Raw genomic sequence first — 16,745 nt, forward strand, 5'->3', positions numbered from 1 at the left:
CAAAGACCACTAATGCTTTTGCCTTTAATACATGTATATAGTTTTTCTAACTATAAGCGAGGGCTTTTCCACTAGTTTTTAATAAAAAGGCGCTTGTACTAATAGAACGGCCTATTGTAAAGAAAACGCTATTATCTAATAGCTTGTTTTTTTTACAATAGGCCGTTCCTTTCCGCTCCAGGCACTTGCTTTCCGCAGGGAGGAAGTCGAGCCTCCTCGCCGTTCCGTCTGTGGGGTCTCGACCTTTCCTCTATATCCTGCTGGAGTCAAGTGCCTTCCGCTTCAATCCACTCAGAAATTCAAATTTTATTAAAAGCAACAATCTTTAATTAGAAAAAGCTAAGAATTAGAACATAAAAAAGCAACACAGTTCTCAACCAATAGGGCAGTTGACATAGTGTTGCTTTGCTTTTCATTCATTTTTAGTTCGTAAACAGTTGAACGGACCTTCTCTTTTCATCATACTTTTCAATAAACTCATTCTTTGTATAGCCTTTGATGACACCTCTCCAAAAGGCTTGAGCATGATAATTTGTTTCTGTTTGTGTGATTTGCCATTTCCCTCTGTAACGATTAAAAATCTCAATAGCCGCCTTTTTTCCGATTCCTTTGCCATTATAGCGGTTTAACACAAAAAATTGCTCGATACTATAATTAAATGGACCATCCTTTTCGATTTTAACAATGACAAACCCAGCGTATTGATTCTCAACCATGATAAAGTAAGATGAATATTGCTCACTTTCCACATATTCTTCAACCTTATCAAATCCGTACTTCCCTTCCTCATTTACATCAATATGTAAATACGGGCTAAATTCATAAACATAGTATTCTAATAAATTGGCTAAAACTGATTTTTTTTCTGATTGTACAGCTACTAATTCCATATGATGAACCCCTTCAATTTTTTTCCTATTTAAATTCTACCGCAGTCCATCGTCTAGTTCCATCTAATCTGGAGAAAGTTTTTTATTAAAATCAATTTTTTTATCCTTCTCCTTCTGAATAGTTGGATAAGCTCATATATTGCTATAGATGGAGGGATGATATGAAAAAAATGAGATCACCATTTTCTTTTTTTAGATTTCTCATTCACGGGTTTATTTTTAGCATATTACTACCATTTCTACTTGCTGGCGTTGTTACAACCTATTCCGCCCCATTCACTTCTGAAACGTTGAAATCTTGGTTTAATAATGTTGAAGTAAACGAGTTATTTATACATTTTATTAAAGCAGAAAATCACTTTTTTATTAATAAAGAAGAAGAGATCCATTCCTATAGTTTATCTAATATAACTTTTAAACTAGCAACTAACATTCAACCTACAGATATTCGGACTTTTTTAGGACGAGAACTCCCTGGGTTTTCTATTTTTGATACGGATATTCTCGTTGCTGGAGAAGGGACGGACTACACAAACTTGCCAATCGAGTCCGCTCCACCAATGGAAGTCCTTTTAAAAGAAAGAGAGATCGCTAAGGAGCAGTTAGGTGAACAAGAAGAAAAACCAACTGTAACAGGAAAAGAGACCGTTCTAATTTATCAAACACATAGTTGGGAAGCCTATCTTCCCCTATTAAATGGTGTTACAAAACCTAATGAAGCAGTGAGCTCAAAAGAACAGGCAAATGTAGTAGGAGTAGGAAAGAGATTAGCGGCAGCGCTACAAGAAAGAGGTATTGGCGTCATACACGACAAAACAAATATGACAGAAAAACTAAAAAATAACGGTTGGAATTACTATCAATCGTATACGATGTCAAGAAATGTGGTTCAAGAAACGTTGGCGACAAATGAGGATTTAAACTTTATTATTGATATTCATAGAGATGCAGCAAGAAAAGAAACGACGACTAAAAAGATAAACGGAAAATCTTATGCAAAGGTTTGGTTTGTAGTTGGGAAGGATCACAAAAACTATGAACAAAACTCAAAAATAGCTCTAGAACTTAACAAAAAGTTGGAAGAAAAGTATCCTGGCATTAGTAGAGGTGTAATCGCTAAAGGAAAATCTCAAGGAGATGGTAGATACAATCAAGATTTATCTGCCCGAGCCATGCTAGTAGAATTTGGAGGAGTCGATAATGACTCAACTGAATTACAAAATACAATAGAAGCTTTTGCTGAAATCTTTAGTGAATATTACTGGAAAGCAGAGATGGTAAATGGCTAACACAATAAAATCCTCTCATTACTGTTTAATATGGACTTTTTTTAGTACGGTCATTGTGTACATGCTATTAGGATTTTCAAGAATAACCTTTGCCTGTTTTCTTGCAGGTTCCATCCTCTCTTTCATCAACTTTATTGAAGATGAAATGAAAAAACATTACGCTGAAAGTGGTTCAGAATAGAGAGTCTAAGTGGGGTTATCCAAGACTGGATAGCTCTTTTTTGTTTTTTCAGTTTTTTTTCGATAAACTTAGGATAACGAAAGATCAGAGTTGGAGTGATAAAAATGAAATATGCTATTATTACCGGTTCATCCAAAGGACTAGGAGCTTCCATAGCAGAGCGATTAATAAAGGAAAACGTGAATATTGTATCAGTTGCAAGAACTGAAAATGAAGGTGTAAGGAAGTTAGCCGCTGAGAAGGATTTGTTTTACAAGCATTTTACTTGTGACCTATCAAAAGTGGATGAGGTTGATTTAGTATTTTCGGAAATCAGTGATATTATTTTTTCTGGTAATACAGAAGAAGTTTTATTAGTTAATAATGCTGGAGTTATTGAACCCATTGATAAAGTGGGAAACTTAGATACGAATAAAGTAAATATAAACATTCAAGTTAACTTATTAGCACCTATTGTCATTTCAAATTTATTTTTACAAAAGGCAAAAGATTGTAAATTAACGATTGTCAATGTAACATCGGGTGCTGGAGAAAGACCTATTCAAGGATGGAGCACTTATTGCAGTACGAAGGCAGCTCTTAATATGTTTACAAAAACAACGGCACTAGAACAGCAGTCAGAACAGTCTAAGCATGTAATCATCGGTTACAGCCCGGGTATTATGGACACTGACATGCAAGTGGAAATAAGATCTTCATCAAAAGACTCTTTCCATGATATTGAGACATTTAAAGGATATAAAGAACAAGGCTTACTAAGAAGTGCAGATGTCGTAGCAAATGCACTAGTGGACCTGCTCATATCTGGTGATGTACAGAGCGGGACGATTTACAATGTAAATGAGCTTCTAAAATAAAGAAGAAGGGTCAGCCCAATTTTTGAGCTGCCCCCTTCTTTTACTCTTTTATTATATTTAAAGGTACTACCAGCTCTTCCTTCGTTTCCTTCACCACGTGTAAATTCAGATCTTTAACCTCTTGATCAAAATATAAGGTAGAGCGGGATTCTAGTTTATAGTCATTAGAATTCACTTGTAATAATCGTAACGGATAAACATTTCCATTATTGTCTTTCAAGTATGGTGAATTCTTTTCATTAGACACCATCTTTAGGAACGCTTCTTCTGAGCCACCCGTTATCTCTAATACCATACGTGTTGGGTAGACAGATAATTTTTCTACGTTAAACGAATTTTGATTTTCTATCTCTATATTTACATTTTGAGCAAGATGTTTTCCTAATTTAATTTTAGATTGGGCTACTGGAACTTCAATACTACTAGTCTTTCCATCAACCGACACATCAAAGGTAAGCGCGTTACGAGGATTGTTCAAAAATTCCTCTACCGAAACTGGGTCAACATATAAAGTATGCTTCATCATGACGTAAAACTCATCTGATATCTTTTGAATTCCGCTTGTTGAAGCCCCACCCGCTACACTTTCTTCATCTCTCTTGAAATCCTTAGACTCAACAGCTACCTCTAAATATTCTCCCATTTTGAAGTTATAACCGTATTTGTCTTTAAAAACGATATCATTGATTCTTCCTCCTTTTACTGCAAGGGTAAAAAAGAGTTCTTTATCCTCTAAATAAAGATGGTCCATCTCCATTTCATACTCTCCAACTGTGAAAGTATACGGGTTTGCAGGTTTATATCCATTCTCTTCTGCTGTTTTTACCCCTTTACTCTCATCGAGTTGTTCAAACCAACTAAGAGCAGCTCCGAGAAGAGGAATTTCCTTTGCATATGTCATTGCCGTTGGTGATAATAACACCGTACCAGCTAAAACAATACCAGCAGCTGCTGCGCCAAGTGAATATTTCAACTTACTACTTCTCTTAGATCTTTTTTTCATCTGAACCCACTTATTAATCCTATTTTCTAACTCATCTGGAACTGGTACTAAATCTAATTTTGTACGGTTCATAATCTCGTCAATTACCTTTTCTTCCTCGTTTGTGCTCATTGTAATGCCTCCCTTTGAACTAATTTCTCTCGTAACTGTTTTAAATTCCGGTAAATTTTTGTTTTAACCGTGGACAATGGCGTATCTGTTACTCTCGAAATCTCCTCAAGGCTGTATCCCAAATAATATTTCATATAAATCATAGACCGTTCAGTTGGTTCAACGGAGTTTAATAACTCTTCCAAATCCTCATTTTTTTCGGGAGTAGCTTTAGAAGGTAAGTTCTCAAACTGTTTCACATCTAACTCCACTACCTGCTGTCTTGAACGCAGAATTTGATTACTCTCGTTTATAACTATTTTTAGGAACCAAGTCTTAAAGTACTTTGGTTCTCTTAATTGATTCAACTTGGTAAACGCTTTTTCCATTGCATTACAAACGGCATCCATACTGTCATGCTCATTATGCAAATAGCAGTAAGCAATTCTATACGCTTGATCTTTAAGTAGCATCATGAGTTGGCCAAAAGACTCATGATCCCCTTTTCTTGCAAGCTTTACGAGTTTAGCTTCCTCCATACGTAATTCTCCTTTTAACCTATTTTTCATTCCAGGCATGCATGCTTCTGAAATAAATACTTATAAGCACTTTCATGTATTAGATACAAAAGATCTGAAAAAGTTTTAGAAATAAGAAATTTTTTTGAAATTATGTAAAGCAATGGATTCACCTATGTGAGAAACAAATTCTTATTTAATTTGAATTCTTAAATTATGTTTATTATAGTGGTATGTAAAGCCCAAATTGTACCAAAAATATGCAATTTTGTAGATGCTTCAACAAAAAATAATATGTAACTAGTTTAGATAATAAATTTTTGGCAATAATGGTAGTACAAGTGTAATTCCCCCTTTTTCTTGACCTCCATTTTGGGAGGTCTTTTTCTATTTCCAGTACATAAATTCCTTTAAAACGCCCTAAACTATAATGGTAAAAACACGAGGAAAAAGGTGAATAGGATGACTAAAAAGTACAACCGCGGTAGTGAAAATCAAAACTCTCCACGAAAAGGAAATGCGAATGCAGCATCTACTGAAGGAATTCAAAGTGGGGACAACAGTAAAGGGAACAAGCGAAATAAAGATCAAAATGATAAAACCGATGTAGACTAACCCGTACTAGTTACGGGTTATTTTTTTGGAGACTTCTCTTGTATTCCAGTTGATTAGCGCACTAACTAGTTGTAAAATATAATTAGTTAGTGCGCTAATTACTATAATGAAAGGAATAGATTATGAATAATCTAGGATATCTTCTTCAATTATCAGCAAAATTAATGAAATACCAACTAAATAAAGAACTAGAACAAAAAGATTTTACTCCAGCACAATGGGCAATCATTAAGCACTTACAAATATTAGAAGAACATGACGCCCCCATTGACCAATTTATGGCTGTATCTATGGCCCATGAACTTGATATGGATAAACCCACTATATCTGGAGTAATTAAGAGGTTAACGGATAAAGGTTTTATTGAAAAGCTACCACATCCTACAGATAAAAGAGCGTTCATTTTATGTCTTACTAGTAAAACAAAAGAGATGATTCCTTCCCTAGAAGAATTAAGTGATAAGACCATTAAAAAAGCAACTACTGGCTTTACCCCTAACGAGTTAGAAGAGTTAACGCGCTACCTAATTCGAGTTAGTCAAAATTTAAAAGAATAGGAGTAATAAGGATGGGAAGAGTTTTAGTTACAGGTGCCGCGGGAAATATTGGTCTATATGTAGTTCGAGAACTTGTAAAAAAAGGTGAAAACGTTACCGCTGGAGTGTACTCGATGGAAAAAGCAAAAGAGATTTTCAGTAATATGGAGATCACGATCGTACCGTTTGATTTTCTCAATACAGATACATTCGAGGAAGCACTTGAAGGGGTGGACAAAGTATTCTTAGTTAGACCTCCAAAATTAGCTAAGCCAAAAGAAGATATGAAGCCCTTTTTAAATGCAGTAAAAGAAAAAGGTATTAAACAAATCGTTTTTGTTTCCTTAATGGGGGTAGAGAAGAACCCTTTTGTTCCTCATCGAAAAATTGAGGATATGATTATGGCAATGGGAATAGATTATACCTTTTTAAGACCCAGCTTCTTTATGCAAAACTTAAACACCACACACCAAGAAGATATTAAACTACGAAATGAATTATATATGCCTGTTGGAAAAGCAAAAACTAGTTTTATAGATACTCGTGATATTGCCTCAGTTGCTGCAGTCTGCTTGACTGAAAATGGACATCTTGGAAAATCCTATACCCTCACAGGTAGTGAAGCATTAGATTATTATAAGGTTGGAGAAATTTTGTCTGAAGTATTAAATAGAAGCATTCATTATAAAAATCCTGGAGTTCTAGAATTTAGGAAGACCCTTGTTAAAAGGGGCACTAAAAAAGAATTTGCCAATGTCATGACGATGCTTTATCTCCTTACTAAAATGAAAACAGCCGAAAAAGTAACAACAGATACAAAAAAGTTACTAGGTAGGAACCCTATTACGTTTAAAGAGTATGCAAATGATTATAAGAGCAGTTGGTGCTGAGCTTGTTTGAACACCATCTAAAAACCCTAATACCATAGGAATGGGCATTAGGGTTATTTTTAAATCTATACTATTTAGTGCTGATAACTTGCTAATTCACTATTTTTTGTCAGTTGATTTAGTAGATGATCCAGTTCAGTACTAAGTTTAACTGTTAACGCGTCAGTGAATCCTTTACTAAGACCAGCCGTAATTAATTCCATTCTTTTTCGTTCAATTTGAGTTAATAGTCGGTCATCCATCGAAACCACTCCCCCGAATACTATATCATTTTTTAAAATATTAATTGAAATGGATAAATAATATGTCGGTCTAGGATGATTGATTGTTAAATAAACATGTTCTTAAATAACTTTTAAAAGTAAGAAATTGGTTTTTAAGAGCTACCCTCTCTGGACCTAAATGGAAGCTACTTATATAAATTCCATCACAAAAGGTAATTATGGTTCGAGCAATGTCTTCAGGAGGAATATCACATTTAAACTCTTGGTCTTCTATTCCTCGTTGAATAATATAAGCCAAACTATTTTTCACCTGTTCAATCCTTGCTTCTAATGAAGGGATATGTTTCTTACTTTCCCAAGCAACAGTAAAATAATATTGATAGAGTGCTGGTACTAATTGGTCTTTTTGATACTCAATCGTGTCGCTTACCGTATCAATTATACTCATTAAAACCTGCCAACTTGTGAGTCCATTTTTATATAAATCTTGAGGCCCCCACACATCTTCAATATCTCTTCGTCTCAGGAGTTCAACAAAGATGTCCTCTGTGTTCTGAAAATATGTATATACTCCACCTCTACTAATATGAGAAGTTTCAATAATATCTTGCATTGTTGTGGCCGTAAAGCCCTTCTTAATGAAAACTTCTTTAGCAGCCTTCAGTATAATATTCTTTCTTTCTTCCCTATGTTTTTCGGAAACAACAGGCATCGAAACACCATCTTCTCTAAAAGTCATGAATGACTTGTTTAGTGTAAAAATAAGAGTCACTATTGACTTTATATTATCATCCTTACTATTAAAGTCAATCCTATTTTACAGAATAATTTTAATTTTTTTACTGCAAAAAAGAGACCACCCTACTTGGTAAGGTGATCGAATGAATCGTTACTTATTTAACTTCCCATGCGCTTAAATGGCCACCAGTTAGCATGACCAAAGTTCTTTACCATTACCGGAATAAATAACGGTAAAATGACTAGGGCGTACAGTAATAAACCAATTAATATAATTGAAGCAATTTGTACTAATGAAAGCATACCAGATGGCATCATAGCAGCAAAAGTACCTCCCAGTATAACTGCCGCTGAGATAATAACCGTTCCCATTTTCCTCATAGAAAGCACCATTGCATCGGCTACGGATAAATCTTTGTATTCGTTGAAGCGATCCATTAAGAAGATACTGTAGTCCACTCCAAGAGCTACGAGGATAATAAAGGCAAAGAATGGAACAGCCCAGCTAATACCTGTGTATCCTAATAAGTCTACGAAAATCACCTCATTAATTGCCATTGAAGTATAGTAGGTTAATATCAATGAAACGATAATATACGCTGGCATAACAATAGAACGGAACAAGAATACTAGAATGAAGGAAATACCAATCATCATATAGACAACGGTTCTAGAGTAATCCTGATCAGACATTGTTTTTAAATCCGCGTTACTACTAGTAATACCATTTACCGCAACGACTGCATTTTCCAGTTTCGTTCCTTTTGTACCCCTGTTTACTGCCTCTTTAATTTCGTCAACTTGAGCAATTGCTTCATTAGAGTACGGATTTGATTTGAAAATAACATCTAAAGTCATTACTTTACGGTCTTTAGACATATACACATCTAATACTTGAGTGAAGTCGTCACTATCTAACACATCACTTGGTAAATAGAAGCCACCTAGATTGTTAGATTCAGATAATCCCGTTAAATATTCTTGTGCAGAGCCTAGACCATCCGATACTTGATTTAACCCGTCAGCACTTTGGATTAATCCATCTGTTAATTGACTAATTTGTCCACCTAAGTCACCAAAACCAGCAAGTAGTTGTTCTTGCCCACCACTAATACCTGCTAATCCGTTCGTTAGTTGAGGGAAACTCTGTACAATTTGGCCTTGGCCGTCAGCTAATTGATTTAATCCAGCCTGTTGTTGACCAATACCATCTATTAGTTGTTGAAGTCCTTTCGCTAACTCAGATTGGCCACCAACTGCCTTTTCAAAACCTTGGTTAGCAGCAGCCATACCATCATTAATTTGAGATAAACCGTTATTTAAATCAGTAAGTCCCTTTGAAGTTTCACCTAGTTTACCTTGTAGTTCCTGAATCATCTTTTTCATACCTAAATACTGTTGGTCACTCGATAAACCTTCATAACTTCCTTCTAAATAACCGAAAAGATTTCCATGAAGCTGCTCCATTCCGCTAGACAATTGTGTGAGTCCTGTCCCAACTTCTTGATATCCTTTATTTAACGTTCCTAAATTACCTTGAATATCTTTATATCCTTTTAATAATTCTTGATAAGCGGCTAATAATTCTTCTGCACCAGCTTTTGTTTGTTCTAAACCTTTTTTAATCTCAGTAGAACCTGCGGAACCTTGACGGATTCCATTTTCTATTTTAGCTAAGTTCGTTTGAATCTCCGTTAAACCTGACTGAATAGCATTGGTTCCCGTAATTAGTTCGTTAATTCCACTTGAGGCTGTTTTTAGTCCTGGTTCTGATTCGGATAGCTTATTTCCAGCCTCTTGAAGACCTTCACTAATTTTAGTAAGACCATCTTTCCCTTCACCTAGACCTTCTTCTAAACTCTCTGCTTGCTTACCAACAAAGAAATCTTCAATAGGTTCACCCGTCGGTCTTGTAACTGAACGAACAGTATCCACTAGATCTACTTTTTCTAATTCTTTGCTAATTTGTTCAGCAATTTCAACATACTCCGTTGAATCCATTTCTTCATCGTTTTTTAATACAATAGTAGTCGGCATAGATTCACCTGGACCAAAGCTATCTGCTATTGCATTAAATGCTTTAATCGAGTTAACATCTCCACCAATTTCTTCTAATGAATTATAAGAAATGTCACCATCATATGTGAATAAGAATGGTGCACAAACGACAGCTACAACGATTAAAGCTCGGAAAGGGTACATAATTGAAAACTTACCTGCAATAGCCCAAAGCTTACTTTCTCCGTGCTCAGCCTTACTTTTTGATGGCCAGAAAATTTTATTACCTAAAACAGCCATAAAGAAAGGTACGATTGTAAATAAAGCGACTAAAAGTATGGCAACCCCGATAGCAACGGCAGAGGCTGATTTATATAAAAGGAACTGTGAAAATCCAATGGTTGCAAACCCTACCATTACAGCTAATCCGCTAAAAAATACGGTACGACCTGCATTGCGATAGGTTTCTACAATGGCTTCTGTTACACTTTCTCTTTGAGATAACTCCTCTTTAAAACGACTTAGTAAGAGAATACAGTAATCTGTTCCAATTCCAAAAAGAATAGCCACTAAAAAGATTTGAGTATAAGTAGATATAGGGAAATCAAATTTATCCACTAGTATAGAAACAATGGATTGGGAAGCTAGATACGTAAAACCTACTGTTAATAAAGGAATAATAGGAGATACAATCGATCTAAATACTAGAAGGAGTACCCCTAAAATAAAGACAACCGTAATTCCTTCCGTTTTCTTAATTCCTTCTTCTGAGCTTCTCATTAAATCTTCGTTTATGAGCCACTGACTCGTGTAGTAATGATCTACATTAAATTCTTCAATCGTACTATATAATACATCGCTCAATTCCTTTGGTTCTCTGTCATTCCAGCTAATAGTTACGGAAGCTAAAATAGACTTTCCATCATCAGAAACGAGTTGTTCTTCTAAACTATCTTCATTAAAATGAGTTAATATATCTGTAATTCCAATTTCGTCTTTCTTATTTTCAAGAGCACGAATGGCTTTTTCAGCCTCGTTAATCTCTTCGTTCGTTAGCTTTTTATCATTATGGAAAACTAGGGCGACCTGGGTTCCGTCTCCCTTCCCTTCATCTTTTTGCACTTCATCCATAATTTCCGATGCTAATCTAGATGAATATCCTTCTGGTACGTTGATTTGCCCTTTTTCTCGAACAAGCTCTGCCATATTCGGAGCTGCTACGAACAATCCCACGACAATAGCAATCCATGCAATCATAACAAGCCATTTTCTTTGTATAATGAAATTCACTGTTATTCCTCCATATTGTCTTTTGCTTCAATCAAAACTTGATTAAGCTTTTCATATGTTTCAATAAATTGCTTAATTTCCTGCTCATCAAATCGCTCAATAAAGGATTCAACTAGCTTATGAACTTTATCTTCTGTTTCGTCAAATAATCCTTTTCCCTGATCAGTTAAGGTTAAGTAAACCACTCTTCGGTCATTATCATCTCTTGTACGCACAATAAGCCCCTTATCGTATAAACGGTTAATAATGGCCGTTATCGCACTTTTTTTCACCTCAAAAGCCTCGGCCAGCTCTGTAGAAGTACAAGAGCCCTTATTATTAATATAACGGAGCATATAGTGCTGATCGCACGTTAGTTCATCACTTTCAATGGTGCCTTTAATTAAAGCCTCAGCCTTTTTCGTTACAGAAAAGGAAACCGCTATGTACCGGTTCACTAAGCTTCCAATATCCTGATTAGACATATTTATCTATTCACCTCGCAGACTAATTATTCTACATATTAACTGTTTTGTTGTTTAATAATTCATCAATTTAATAGTTAAACAATTTAACTATTTTAATTTAATCAATTACTTTGTGGTTGTCAATAAATAAGTCAAAATAAAAAAGCCATTCTCTATTAAAGAAAATCGCTTTTTTATCAAGCCAAGTATATTCTTTTATATTTTGTTTGTGTAATAGTAATTCTTTTCAAAAGAGCTTGCACTATGAGAGATTTTATTAAGCAACCGGTCGAGTTCTTGACTGATTTCAACAGTCATTCTATCTGTAAAACCTTTCGTTAATCCTACAGAAATCATTTCGAGTCTTTTTTGTTCGATTTCTCTCCATATTGATTTACCCATATAAATCCCCCTCATCTATTTTTTAGATAAGATTCGTTCTAATTCATCTGCTGGCATCGGTTTAAAAAAGTAAAAACCTTGTACTCTATTACATTGTTTTTTTAATAAATAGATTAACTGCTCTAAATGCTCTACCCCTTCAGCTACCACCTGTAATCTTAGTTCTGAAGCCAAGTTGATAATGGCATCTAAAACAGGGACTTTTTGTGTTGAATGAATAATTTTCGAAATAAAAACTCGATCCACTTTTAATGTATCAATAGGTAACTTTCCAAATAGCTTAATGAAGAAAAGCCTGTTCCAAAGTCATCAAGAGCTAATCTAAACCCAATTTGTTTTAACCAATCAAGCATAATGAGCAGTTGGCCATTTTCGACAGGAAAACTTTCTGTTAACTCAAACTCAATTTGACTTGGTTGAACTTGATAAAGTTCTAACACTTCCTTAATAAAAGGAATAAGAGATTCATCTGTTAGTTGGACAACAGAGATATTAATAGATAACATTCCTTTGTATCCACTCTGTTGCCATTTAGCTAACTGTAAAACCGAATTTTGAATAATCCATTTCCCCACTGTTATAATTTCCTTTGTTCTTTCTAATTCAGGGATAAACTCATTAGGATTAATAATTTGGTTGTAATGATTTCTTTTCCTTAATAATACCTCTAAGCCTATAATTTCTTGTGAATTTAAACAAATCTGCGGTTGAAAGTATAATACATATGGCGAATGTTTAATATTTGTTATTTCTTCAATCGTTTCTTTCAATCTAGGCGTAGATACTTTTTCCATCTTTCCTCGCCCCTTACAAAAGTTCTTCATCCTCTTGTAAAAATTAGCTCCTCAATCATTGCATGAGGAGCATTAATCATAATTTTAGTGAACCTTAAATTGTGATACTTTGTTTTTTAAATCCTCTACCAATTCGCTGACGTTTGTTGCTGAGGCAATATTTTCTTCAAGAGTCGCCACTTGTTCCTCCGAGGATGCAGCTATCATTCCCATTCCGTCAGTCATTTCTCCGCTTATATCATTTACATTTTGAATTTTCTTATAAGCTATATCCGCCTGTTGATTGATACTTGAGGATGCTTCGTAAATACCTTTTATTTGCTCGTATATTAATTCTACTGACTTTGTAATGTCATCGTAGGAGGAAAGACTAGAATTCATCATTACCCCAACTTCCCCAAAGGAAGAAGCCCCATTTTGAATCACCGTTACTGCTTGGCCAGTTCTCGTCTGGATTTCATCGAGCATAGAAATAATTTCTTCTCCTGCTTTACTAGTGGCTTCTGCCAGTTTCCGAACTTCTTCAGCCACTACCGCAAAACCTTTCCCATGCTCTCCAGCTCTTGCCGCTTCAATGGCTGCGTTTAGAGCTAATAAATTCGTCTGACTGGCGATTTGAGTGATCAATTGAGTAATTTCACCAATTTTTTCTACTCTACTGCCTAATTCTAGTACGACATTAGAGGAATGTTGCACCGTATCGTTTACACGTGCCATTTCACATTGTATCTTAGCGCTCGTCTCTTTTCCTGAGTTAGCGCTCTCTAAAGCATTTTCTACAGAAAATGAAGCAGCTTCTAACTTAGAAGTTACACTTTCTATTTCTGACTGTAATTCTTTTATAATATCTGTCGTGGACTCAACCGTATCTTTCATCCCGACAACATCTTCTGCCATTCTAGTAACAGTCGTTGCTATTTGTTCTGCTGCTTTCCCTGTTTGATCAGAGCCTTCATTTAAATGCTGAGACAGATGTGTGACCTCATTGGTAACTTTTTGTACATCCTTTAGCATTCCACTCATCATCCCATTGGCTGTGTTTAAGTCTTTAGCCAATTTAGCAAATTCATCCTTACCCTTTACTTTAACAACTGTAGTTAAATCTCCTCGTCCAAATCGGTTAATAGCATCTCCCACAATCGAAAGAGCTGTTGCACTTCTGCGTAGGATGATATAGGCAGAAATTAGTCCAAAAGCTGTTGTAATCGATACGATTAGGGCAATAACTGATGCCATTTTATTTACCGGTCCATAAAACTCATGGTAAAAGGATTCACTGGATATAACGAGATCCACACCAGCACCCAATAATTTTTCATTGTTACTCCATGAATCTACTTTTTGCATATTTAGAACCGTTTTATATAGAAGAGAGGGGTCACTGTAATTATCGTTAGCTACACCTGGTAAGGTATTGTAGTTATATTGAAAATCATTTTCTTTATCGCTATCACTTAACATATCAACAACTAATTCTTTATCTAATTTTCCTGCATGACTCCAAAAATCATTTTCTTCAAAAACCATTTTAGCGTATTCTTTAAACCCATCGCTTGGCCATTCGGATTTTTCAAAGTCTTCTCTACTGATAAGCGGAAAGCCTGGAAGTAAATCCTCAGTGACCATTTTGCTGTCCTTATTCCACAAGAATTTCCAACTAAAATCGGATGTATTAATAGCTTGTCCAACTACAGTTCCTTCTCCAAATCGGAACTGGGATTGTGAGGTGTCATGTAGTCCATCTGCACCAACTGGCCCTAATAAAGTATCTTTTGCTTTTTGAATGGCTTGATCCTTCGTTAAGGTTCCTTCATCTACCTGTTTTGCTAGAGAATCTAGAAATCCTTTAGCCATGTTTCCGGTACGAGCCAAGTCTTCTTTACCGCCCTCAATTAGTACATCCTTTGAGTAATAATAAGCAAATATCCCAATGGTAGAACTCGGTATCGTGATACATAAGAGCATTAATAGGAGCATTTTAAATCGAAATGTTTTAACAAATTTTGATACTTTCTGTATTTTCATCTTGTTTTAACTCTCCTTAAAGGTTGTATACTATTTTTCTATCAAATGAACTATTAACTATGGATCTTCGTTTTATAAATTACATCATAAGATGATATTTTCTAGCCTACAATACATACAGGCTAAACTCCCCTATAATAGGGTTAATTCCCACACAAAGAGTAATTTACAAATGATTGGTTATTTTTTTGCCCATTTATGTTATTCATCCTCTCATTTTCGGAATTCATCCATTAATAATCGACAATTATACTTCTAAAAAGGGAAATTCGTGGTACAATCAAGCTATTACAAAAGAACTATAATAATATTGAATATATTAGTTTTAATAGGAAGTGGTATTTAAATATATGAGTAAATGGAAAGTAATTTTAATAGAAGATGATAATGTTATTATGAAGAGAATGAAGAAAATGATTGAGGAAGACACACAAATAGAAGTGATTGGACAAGCTTCATCAGCTAAAGAATTTTACTCTATTTATCTATCATTAAAACCTGATTTTATTATTAGCGACATAGATTTACCTGATTCTGATGGTATACAAATTGCGCAAATCCTCCGTGAAAAACAACAAGACATCCCCTTTATCTTTGTGTCTGGCCATGCTCAATACGCAGTAGAAAGTTATCAAGTTGAGGCTGTTGATTATCTTTTAAAACCAATACAAAGTAGTCAATTAAAAAAATCGCTAGAAAAGATGAAGAAAAGACTTTCAAATGAAAAGATTGAAGTAAAAAATAGAGTACAGCCCTCCACCATTAACAAGCTGTTTGTTAAAAAAGAGGATGGTTTCGTTTTCTTAGATATTCCAACGATCGTTTTAATTCGTAAAGAAGGGAAAAAAACGGCAATCATCACTCTCTATAATGAGGGATCAAAATATTTTACTTCAACATACTTAACGAACCAGACGATGAAGGAGCTGTTTGAAATCCTTGAGCCCCACTCGTTTTTAAGAAGTCACAATAGCTATATAGTTAACTTAAGCTGGATTAAAGAAGTCACCCAATTCACCCCAGAATCCTACAAAATTAAATTTCACAAATTAGAAGAGTACGCATTATTAAATAGAGAGAAATTACCGATTTTAATAGACCAGATCAACTAATGGAGGAACACCATGGTTATTCTAGCAAGTACCTTGTTTGTTATTTTATTAGTCATTGCGATTATAGTTATTGATAAAAAACATGATGAAGATCTTCAAATACACATTCAAGCGGCCGAACAACCGTTAATAGAACAAATAGAGAAAATGTCCTTTCAAATGCGGAGTCATTCTCATGACTTTCATAATCATGTAGAGGTGTTGCAAGGTTTATTAGAAGATGACAAATATGAGGAAGCAAAACTATACATGGAGAGTATACATACGGCTGTTGGAAAAATTCAATCACGTACTTTCCCCTTTCAACAACCGATTGTAAATGCTTTACTCCAAGCAAAAACTACACATGCCGCTCAACAAGGGATTGATATACTAGTTACTAGTAACGAAGCCATTCTCTTCCCTCAAATGATGAGCTACGATATGGTGCGACTACTAGGTAACCTGATCGATAATGCTATTGAAGAATTAGAGGATGTTCAAACTAATCCAAAAACAATTGAAATTATTTACACCAAAAAGTTAAACATTCATATTCTCTCAGTTATAAATAATGGCCCTCCATTAAGTGATGACCAAGCTGAGAACATGTTTACTCTAGGTTATTCAACAAAGGAACATCATCAAGGAACGGGTCTTGCATCCGTTAAGAACATCGTTGAACATTATCTCGGTCAAATTACTGTCTTTAATAAAGAAGAAAAAGTTACTTTTCAAATTGCTATCCCAGAATAAATAAAGATTAATATAATTACCGAGCCAATCTTATGTAACTGTAGCTTCTTAGGCTACAGTTTTTTTGTGTAAAAAAATTATATTGCAGTATAAGAAGCCGTTTATGAAGAAA

At 34.9% G+C, this 16,745-nt stretch carries 17 protein-coding genes and 1 pseudogene; 8 read left to right on the forward strand and 10 right to left on the reverse strand.

The window, feature by feature from the left end; all coding sequences use genetic code 11:
* Positions 1 to 422 precede the first annotated feature (422 nt).
* Complete coding sequence (locus tag SM124_RS10485) at positions 423 to 890, reverse strand: GNAT family N-acetyltransferase (protein ID WP_322446475.1); 468 nt, start codon at positions 888 to 890, stop codon at positions 423 to 425.
* Positions 891 to 1,051: 161 nt separating this feature from the next.
* On the opposite strand from SM124_RS10485, the gene spoIIP reads away from it, so the two are divergent.
* The 3 genes from spoIIP (at position 1,052) to SM124_RS10500 (ending at position 3,217) form a co-directional block, all read left to right on the forward strand.
* Positions 1,052 to 2,179, forward strand: coding sequence for a stage II sporulation protein P (gene spoIIP / locus SM124_RS10490; RefSeq protein ID WP_322446476.1), 1,128 nt, complete (start codon positions 1,052 to 1,054; stop codon positions 2,177 to 2,179).
* Positions 2,172 to 2,360, forward strand: coding sequence for a hypothetical protein (locus SM124_RS10495; protein ID WP_322446477.1), 189 nt, complete (start codon positions 2,172 to 2,174; stop codon positions 2,358 to 2,360). Before spoIIP ends, SM124_RS10495 begins: the two co-directional genes overlap by 8 nt.
* Before the next feature lie 104 nt (positions 2,361 to 2,464).
* Entirely contained in the window at positions 2,465 to 3,217 is a 753-nt protein-coding gene (locus tag SM124_RS10500) for a (S)-benzoin forming benzil reductase (protein WP_322446478.1), read from the forward strand.
* 40 nt (positions 3,218 to 3,257) lie between these two features.
* On the opposite strand, the gene SM124_RS10505 is transcribed toward SM124_RS10500, so the two are convergent.
* Together SM124_RS10505 and SM124_RS10510 are read right to left on the reverse strand one after the other, a co-directional pair.
* Complete coding sequence (locus SM124_RS10505) at positions 3,258 to 4,331, reverse strand: hypothetical protein (RefSeq protein WP_322446479.1); 1,074 nt, start codon at positions 4,329 to 4,331, stop codon at positions 3,258 to 3,260.
* Positions 4,328 to 4,849, reverse strand: a complete 522-nt coding sequence (locus SM124_RS10510) for a sigma-70 family RNA polymerase sigma factor (RefSeq protein WP_322446480.1) — start codon at positions 4,847 to 4,849, stop codon at positions 4,328 to 4,330. Before SM124_RS10510 ends, SM124_RS10505 begins: the two co-directional genes overlap by 4 nt.
* Positions 4,850 to 5,290: 441 nt before the next feature.
* Between SM124_RS10510 and SM124_RS10515 the strand changes: the two genes are divergently transcribed.
* The 3 genes from SM124_RS10515 (at position 5,291) to SM124_RS10525 (ending at position 6,869) form a co-directional block, all read left to right on the forward strand.
* Positions 5,291 to 5,443 carry a hypothetical protein gene (locus SM124_RS10515; RefSeq protein ID WP_322446481.1) on the forward strand — a complete coding sequence of 51 codons (153 nt, stop codon included), beginning with the start codon at positions 5,291 to 5,293 and terminating at the stop codon, positions 5,441 to 5,443.
* Between the two features lie 122 nt (positions 5,444 to 5,565).
* A complete protein-coding gene (locus SM124_RS10520) occupies positions 5,566 to 6,000 on the forward strand; it encodes a MarR family winged helix-turn-helix transcriptional regulator (RefSeq protein WP_322446482.1) in 435 nt (144 codons plus the stop codon).
* Between the two features lie 11 nt (positions 6,001 to 6,011).
* Complete coding sequence (locus tag SM124_RS10525) at positions 6,012 to 6,869, forward strand: SDR family oxidoreductase (protein WP_322446483.1); 858 nt, start codon at positions 6,012 to 6,014, stop codon at positions 6,867 to 6,869.
* A 74-nt stretch (positions 6,870 to 6,943) separates the two neighbouring features.
* Here the strand turns inward: SM124_RS10525 and SM124_RS10530 are convergent, their stop codons facing one another.
* The 7 genes and pseudogenes from SM124_RS10530 to SM124_RS10565 form a co-directional block, all read right to left on the reverse strand.
* A complete protein-coding gene (locus SM124_RS10530; RefSeq protein ID WP_322446484.1) occupies positions 6,944 to 7,111 on the reverse strand; it encodes an aspartyl-phosphate phosphatase Spo0E family protein in 168 nt (55 codons plus the stop codon).
* Positions 7,112 to 7,181: 70 nt separating this feature from the next.
* Positions 7,182 to 7,832 carry a TetR/AcrR family transcriptional regulator gene (locus SM124_RS10535; RefSeq protein ID WP_322446485.1) on the reverse strand — a complete coding sequence of 217 codons (651 nt, stop codon included), beginning with the start codon at positions 7,830 to 7,832 and terminating at the stop codon, positions 7,182 to 7,184.
* Positions 7,833 to 7,990: 158 nt separating this feature from the next.
* Positions 7,991 to 11,119: an MMPL family transporter gene (locus SM124_RS10540; protein ID WP_322446486.1), complete on the reverse strand. Its 3,129-nt coding sequence runs from the start codon at positions 11,117 to 11,119 to the stop codon at positions 7,991 to 7,993.
* A 2-nt stretch (positions 11,120 to 11,121) separates the two neighbouring features.
* The gene (locus SM124_RS10545) at positions 11,122 to 11,583 is read right to left on the reverse strand and encodes a MarR family winged helix-turn-helix transcriptional regulator (protein ID WP_322446487.1); all 462 of its coding nucleotides are present in this window, start codon (positions 11,581 to 11,583) and stop codon (positions 11,122 to 11,124) included.
* A gap of 198 nt (positions 11,584 to 11,781) precedes the next feature.
* Positions 11,782 to 11,967, reverse strand: a complete 186-nt coding sequence (locus SM124_RS10550) for a Spo0E family sporulation regulatory protein-aspartic acid phosphatase (RefSeq protein ID WP_322446488.1) — start codon at positions 11,965 to 11,967, stop codon at positions 11,782 to 11,784.
* Between the two features lie 15 nt (positions 11,968 to 11,982).
* A pseudogene (locus SM124_RS10560) lies at positions 11,983 to 12,791 on the reverse strand (EAL domain-containing protein).
* 54 nt (positions 12,792 to 12,845) lie between these two features.
* Positions 12,846 to 14,786, reverse strand: coding sequence for a methyl-accepting chemotaxis protein (locus tag SM124_RS10565; protein WP_322446491.1), 1,941 nt, complete (start codon positions 14,784 to 14,786; stop codon positions 12,846 to 12,848).
* Positions 14,787 to 15,136: 350 nt separating this feature from the next.
* Here SM124_RS10565 and SM124_RS10570 point away from each other — a divergent pair, with 350 nt between their 5' ends.
* Together SM124_RS10570 and SM124_RS10575 are read left to right on the forward strand one after the other, a co-directional pair.
* Positions 15,137 to 15,898: a LytR/AlgR family response regulator transcription factor gene (locus SM124_RS10570; RefSeq protein WP_322446492.1), complete on the forward strand. Its 762-nt coding sequence runs from the start codon at positions 15,137 to 15,139 to the stop codon at positions 15,896 to 15,898.
* A gap of 12 nt (positions 15,899 to 15,910) precedes the next feature.
* Entirely contained in the window at positions 15,911 to 16,633 is a 723-nt protein-coding gene (locus tag SM124_RS10575; protein ID WP_322446493.1) for a sensor histidine kinase, read from the forward strand.
* Positions 16,634 to 16,745: the final 112 nt, after the last annotated feature.

This window comes from Robertmurraya mangrovi, assembly GCF_034427655.1.
Classification (GTDB): domain Bacteria; phylum Bacillota; class Bacilli; order Bacillales; family Cytobacillaceae; genus Robertmurraya_A; species Robertmurraya_A mangrovi.

Coding starts and splice junctions, on each gene's coding strand:
- SM124_RS10485 (WP_322446475.1), bottom strand. CDS start 890: ATGGAATTAGTAGCTGTACAATCAGAAAAAAAATCAGTTTTAGCCAAT.
- spoIIP (WP_322446476.1), top strand. CDS start 1,052: ATGAAAAAAATGAGATCACCATTTTCTTTTTTTAGATTTCTCATTCAC.
- SM124_RS10495 (WP_322446477.1), top strand. CDS start 2,172: ATGGCTAACACAATAAAATCCTCTCATTACTGTTTAATATGGACTTTT.
- SM124_RS10500 (WP_322446478.1), top strand. CDS start 2,465: ATGAAATATGCTATTATTACCGGTTCATCCAAAGGACTAGGAGCTTCC.
- SM124_RS10505 (WP_322446479.1), bottom strand. CDS start 4,331: ATGAGCACAAACGAGGAAGAAAAGGTAATTGACGAGATTATGAACCGT.
- SM124_RS10510 (WP_322446480.1), bottom strand. CDS start 4,849: ATGGAGGAAGCTAAACTCGTAAAGCTTGCAAGAAAAGGGGATCATGAG.
- SM124_RS10515 (WP_322446481.1), top strand. CDS start 5,291: ATGACTAAAAAGTACAACCGCGGTAGTGAAAATCAAAACTCTCCACGA.
- SM124_RS10520 (WP_322446482.1), top strand. CDS start 5,566: ATGAATAATCTAGGATATCTTCTTCAATTATCAGCAAAATTAATGAAA.
- SM124_RS10525 (WP_322446483.1), top strand. CDS start 6,012: ATGGGAAGAGTTTTAGTTACAGGTGCCGCGGGAAATATTGGTCTATAT.
- SM124_RS10530 (WP_322446484.1), bottom strand. CDS start 7,111: ATGGATGACCGACTATTAACTCAAATTGAACGAAAAAGAATGGAATTA.
- SM124_RS10535 (WP_322446485.1), bottom strand. CDS start 7,832: ATGACTTTTAGAGAAGATGGTGTTTCGATGCCTGTTGTTTCCGAAAAA.
- SM124_RS10545 (WP_322446487.1), bottom strand. CDS start 11,583: ATGTCTAATCAGGATATTGGAAGCTTAGTGAACCGGTACATAGCGGTT.
- SM124_RS10550 (WP_322446488.1), bottom strand. CDS start 11,967: ATGGGTAAATCAATATGGAGAGAAATCGAACAAAAAAGACTCGAAATG.
- SM124_RS10565 (WP_322446491.1), bottom strand. CDS start 14,786: ATGAAAATACAGAAAGTATCAAAATTTGTTAAAACATTTCGATTTAAA.
- SM124_RS10570 (WP_322446492.1), top strand. CDS start 15,137: ATGAGTAAATGGAAAGTAATTTTAATAGAAGATGATAATGTTATTATG.
- SM124_RS10575 (WP_322446493.1), top strand. CDS start 15,911: ATGGTTATTCTAGCAAGTACCTTGTTTGTTATTTTATTAGTCATTGCG.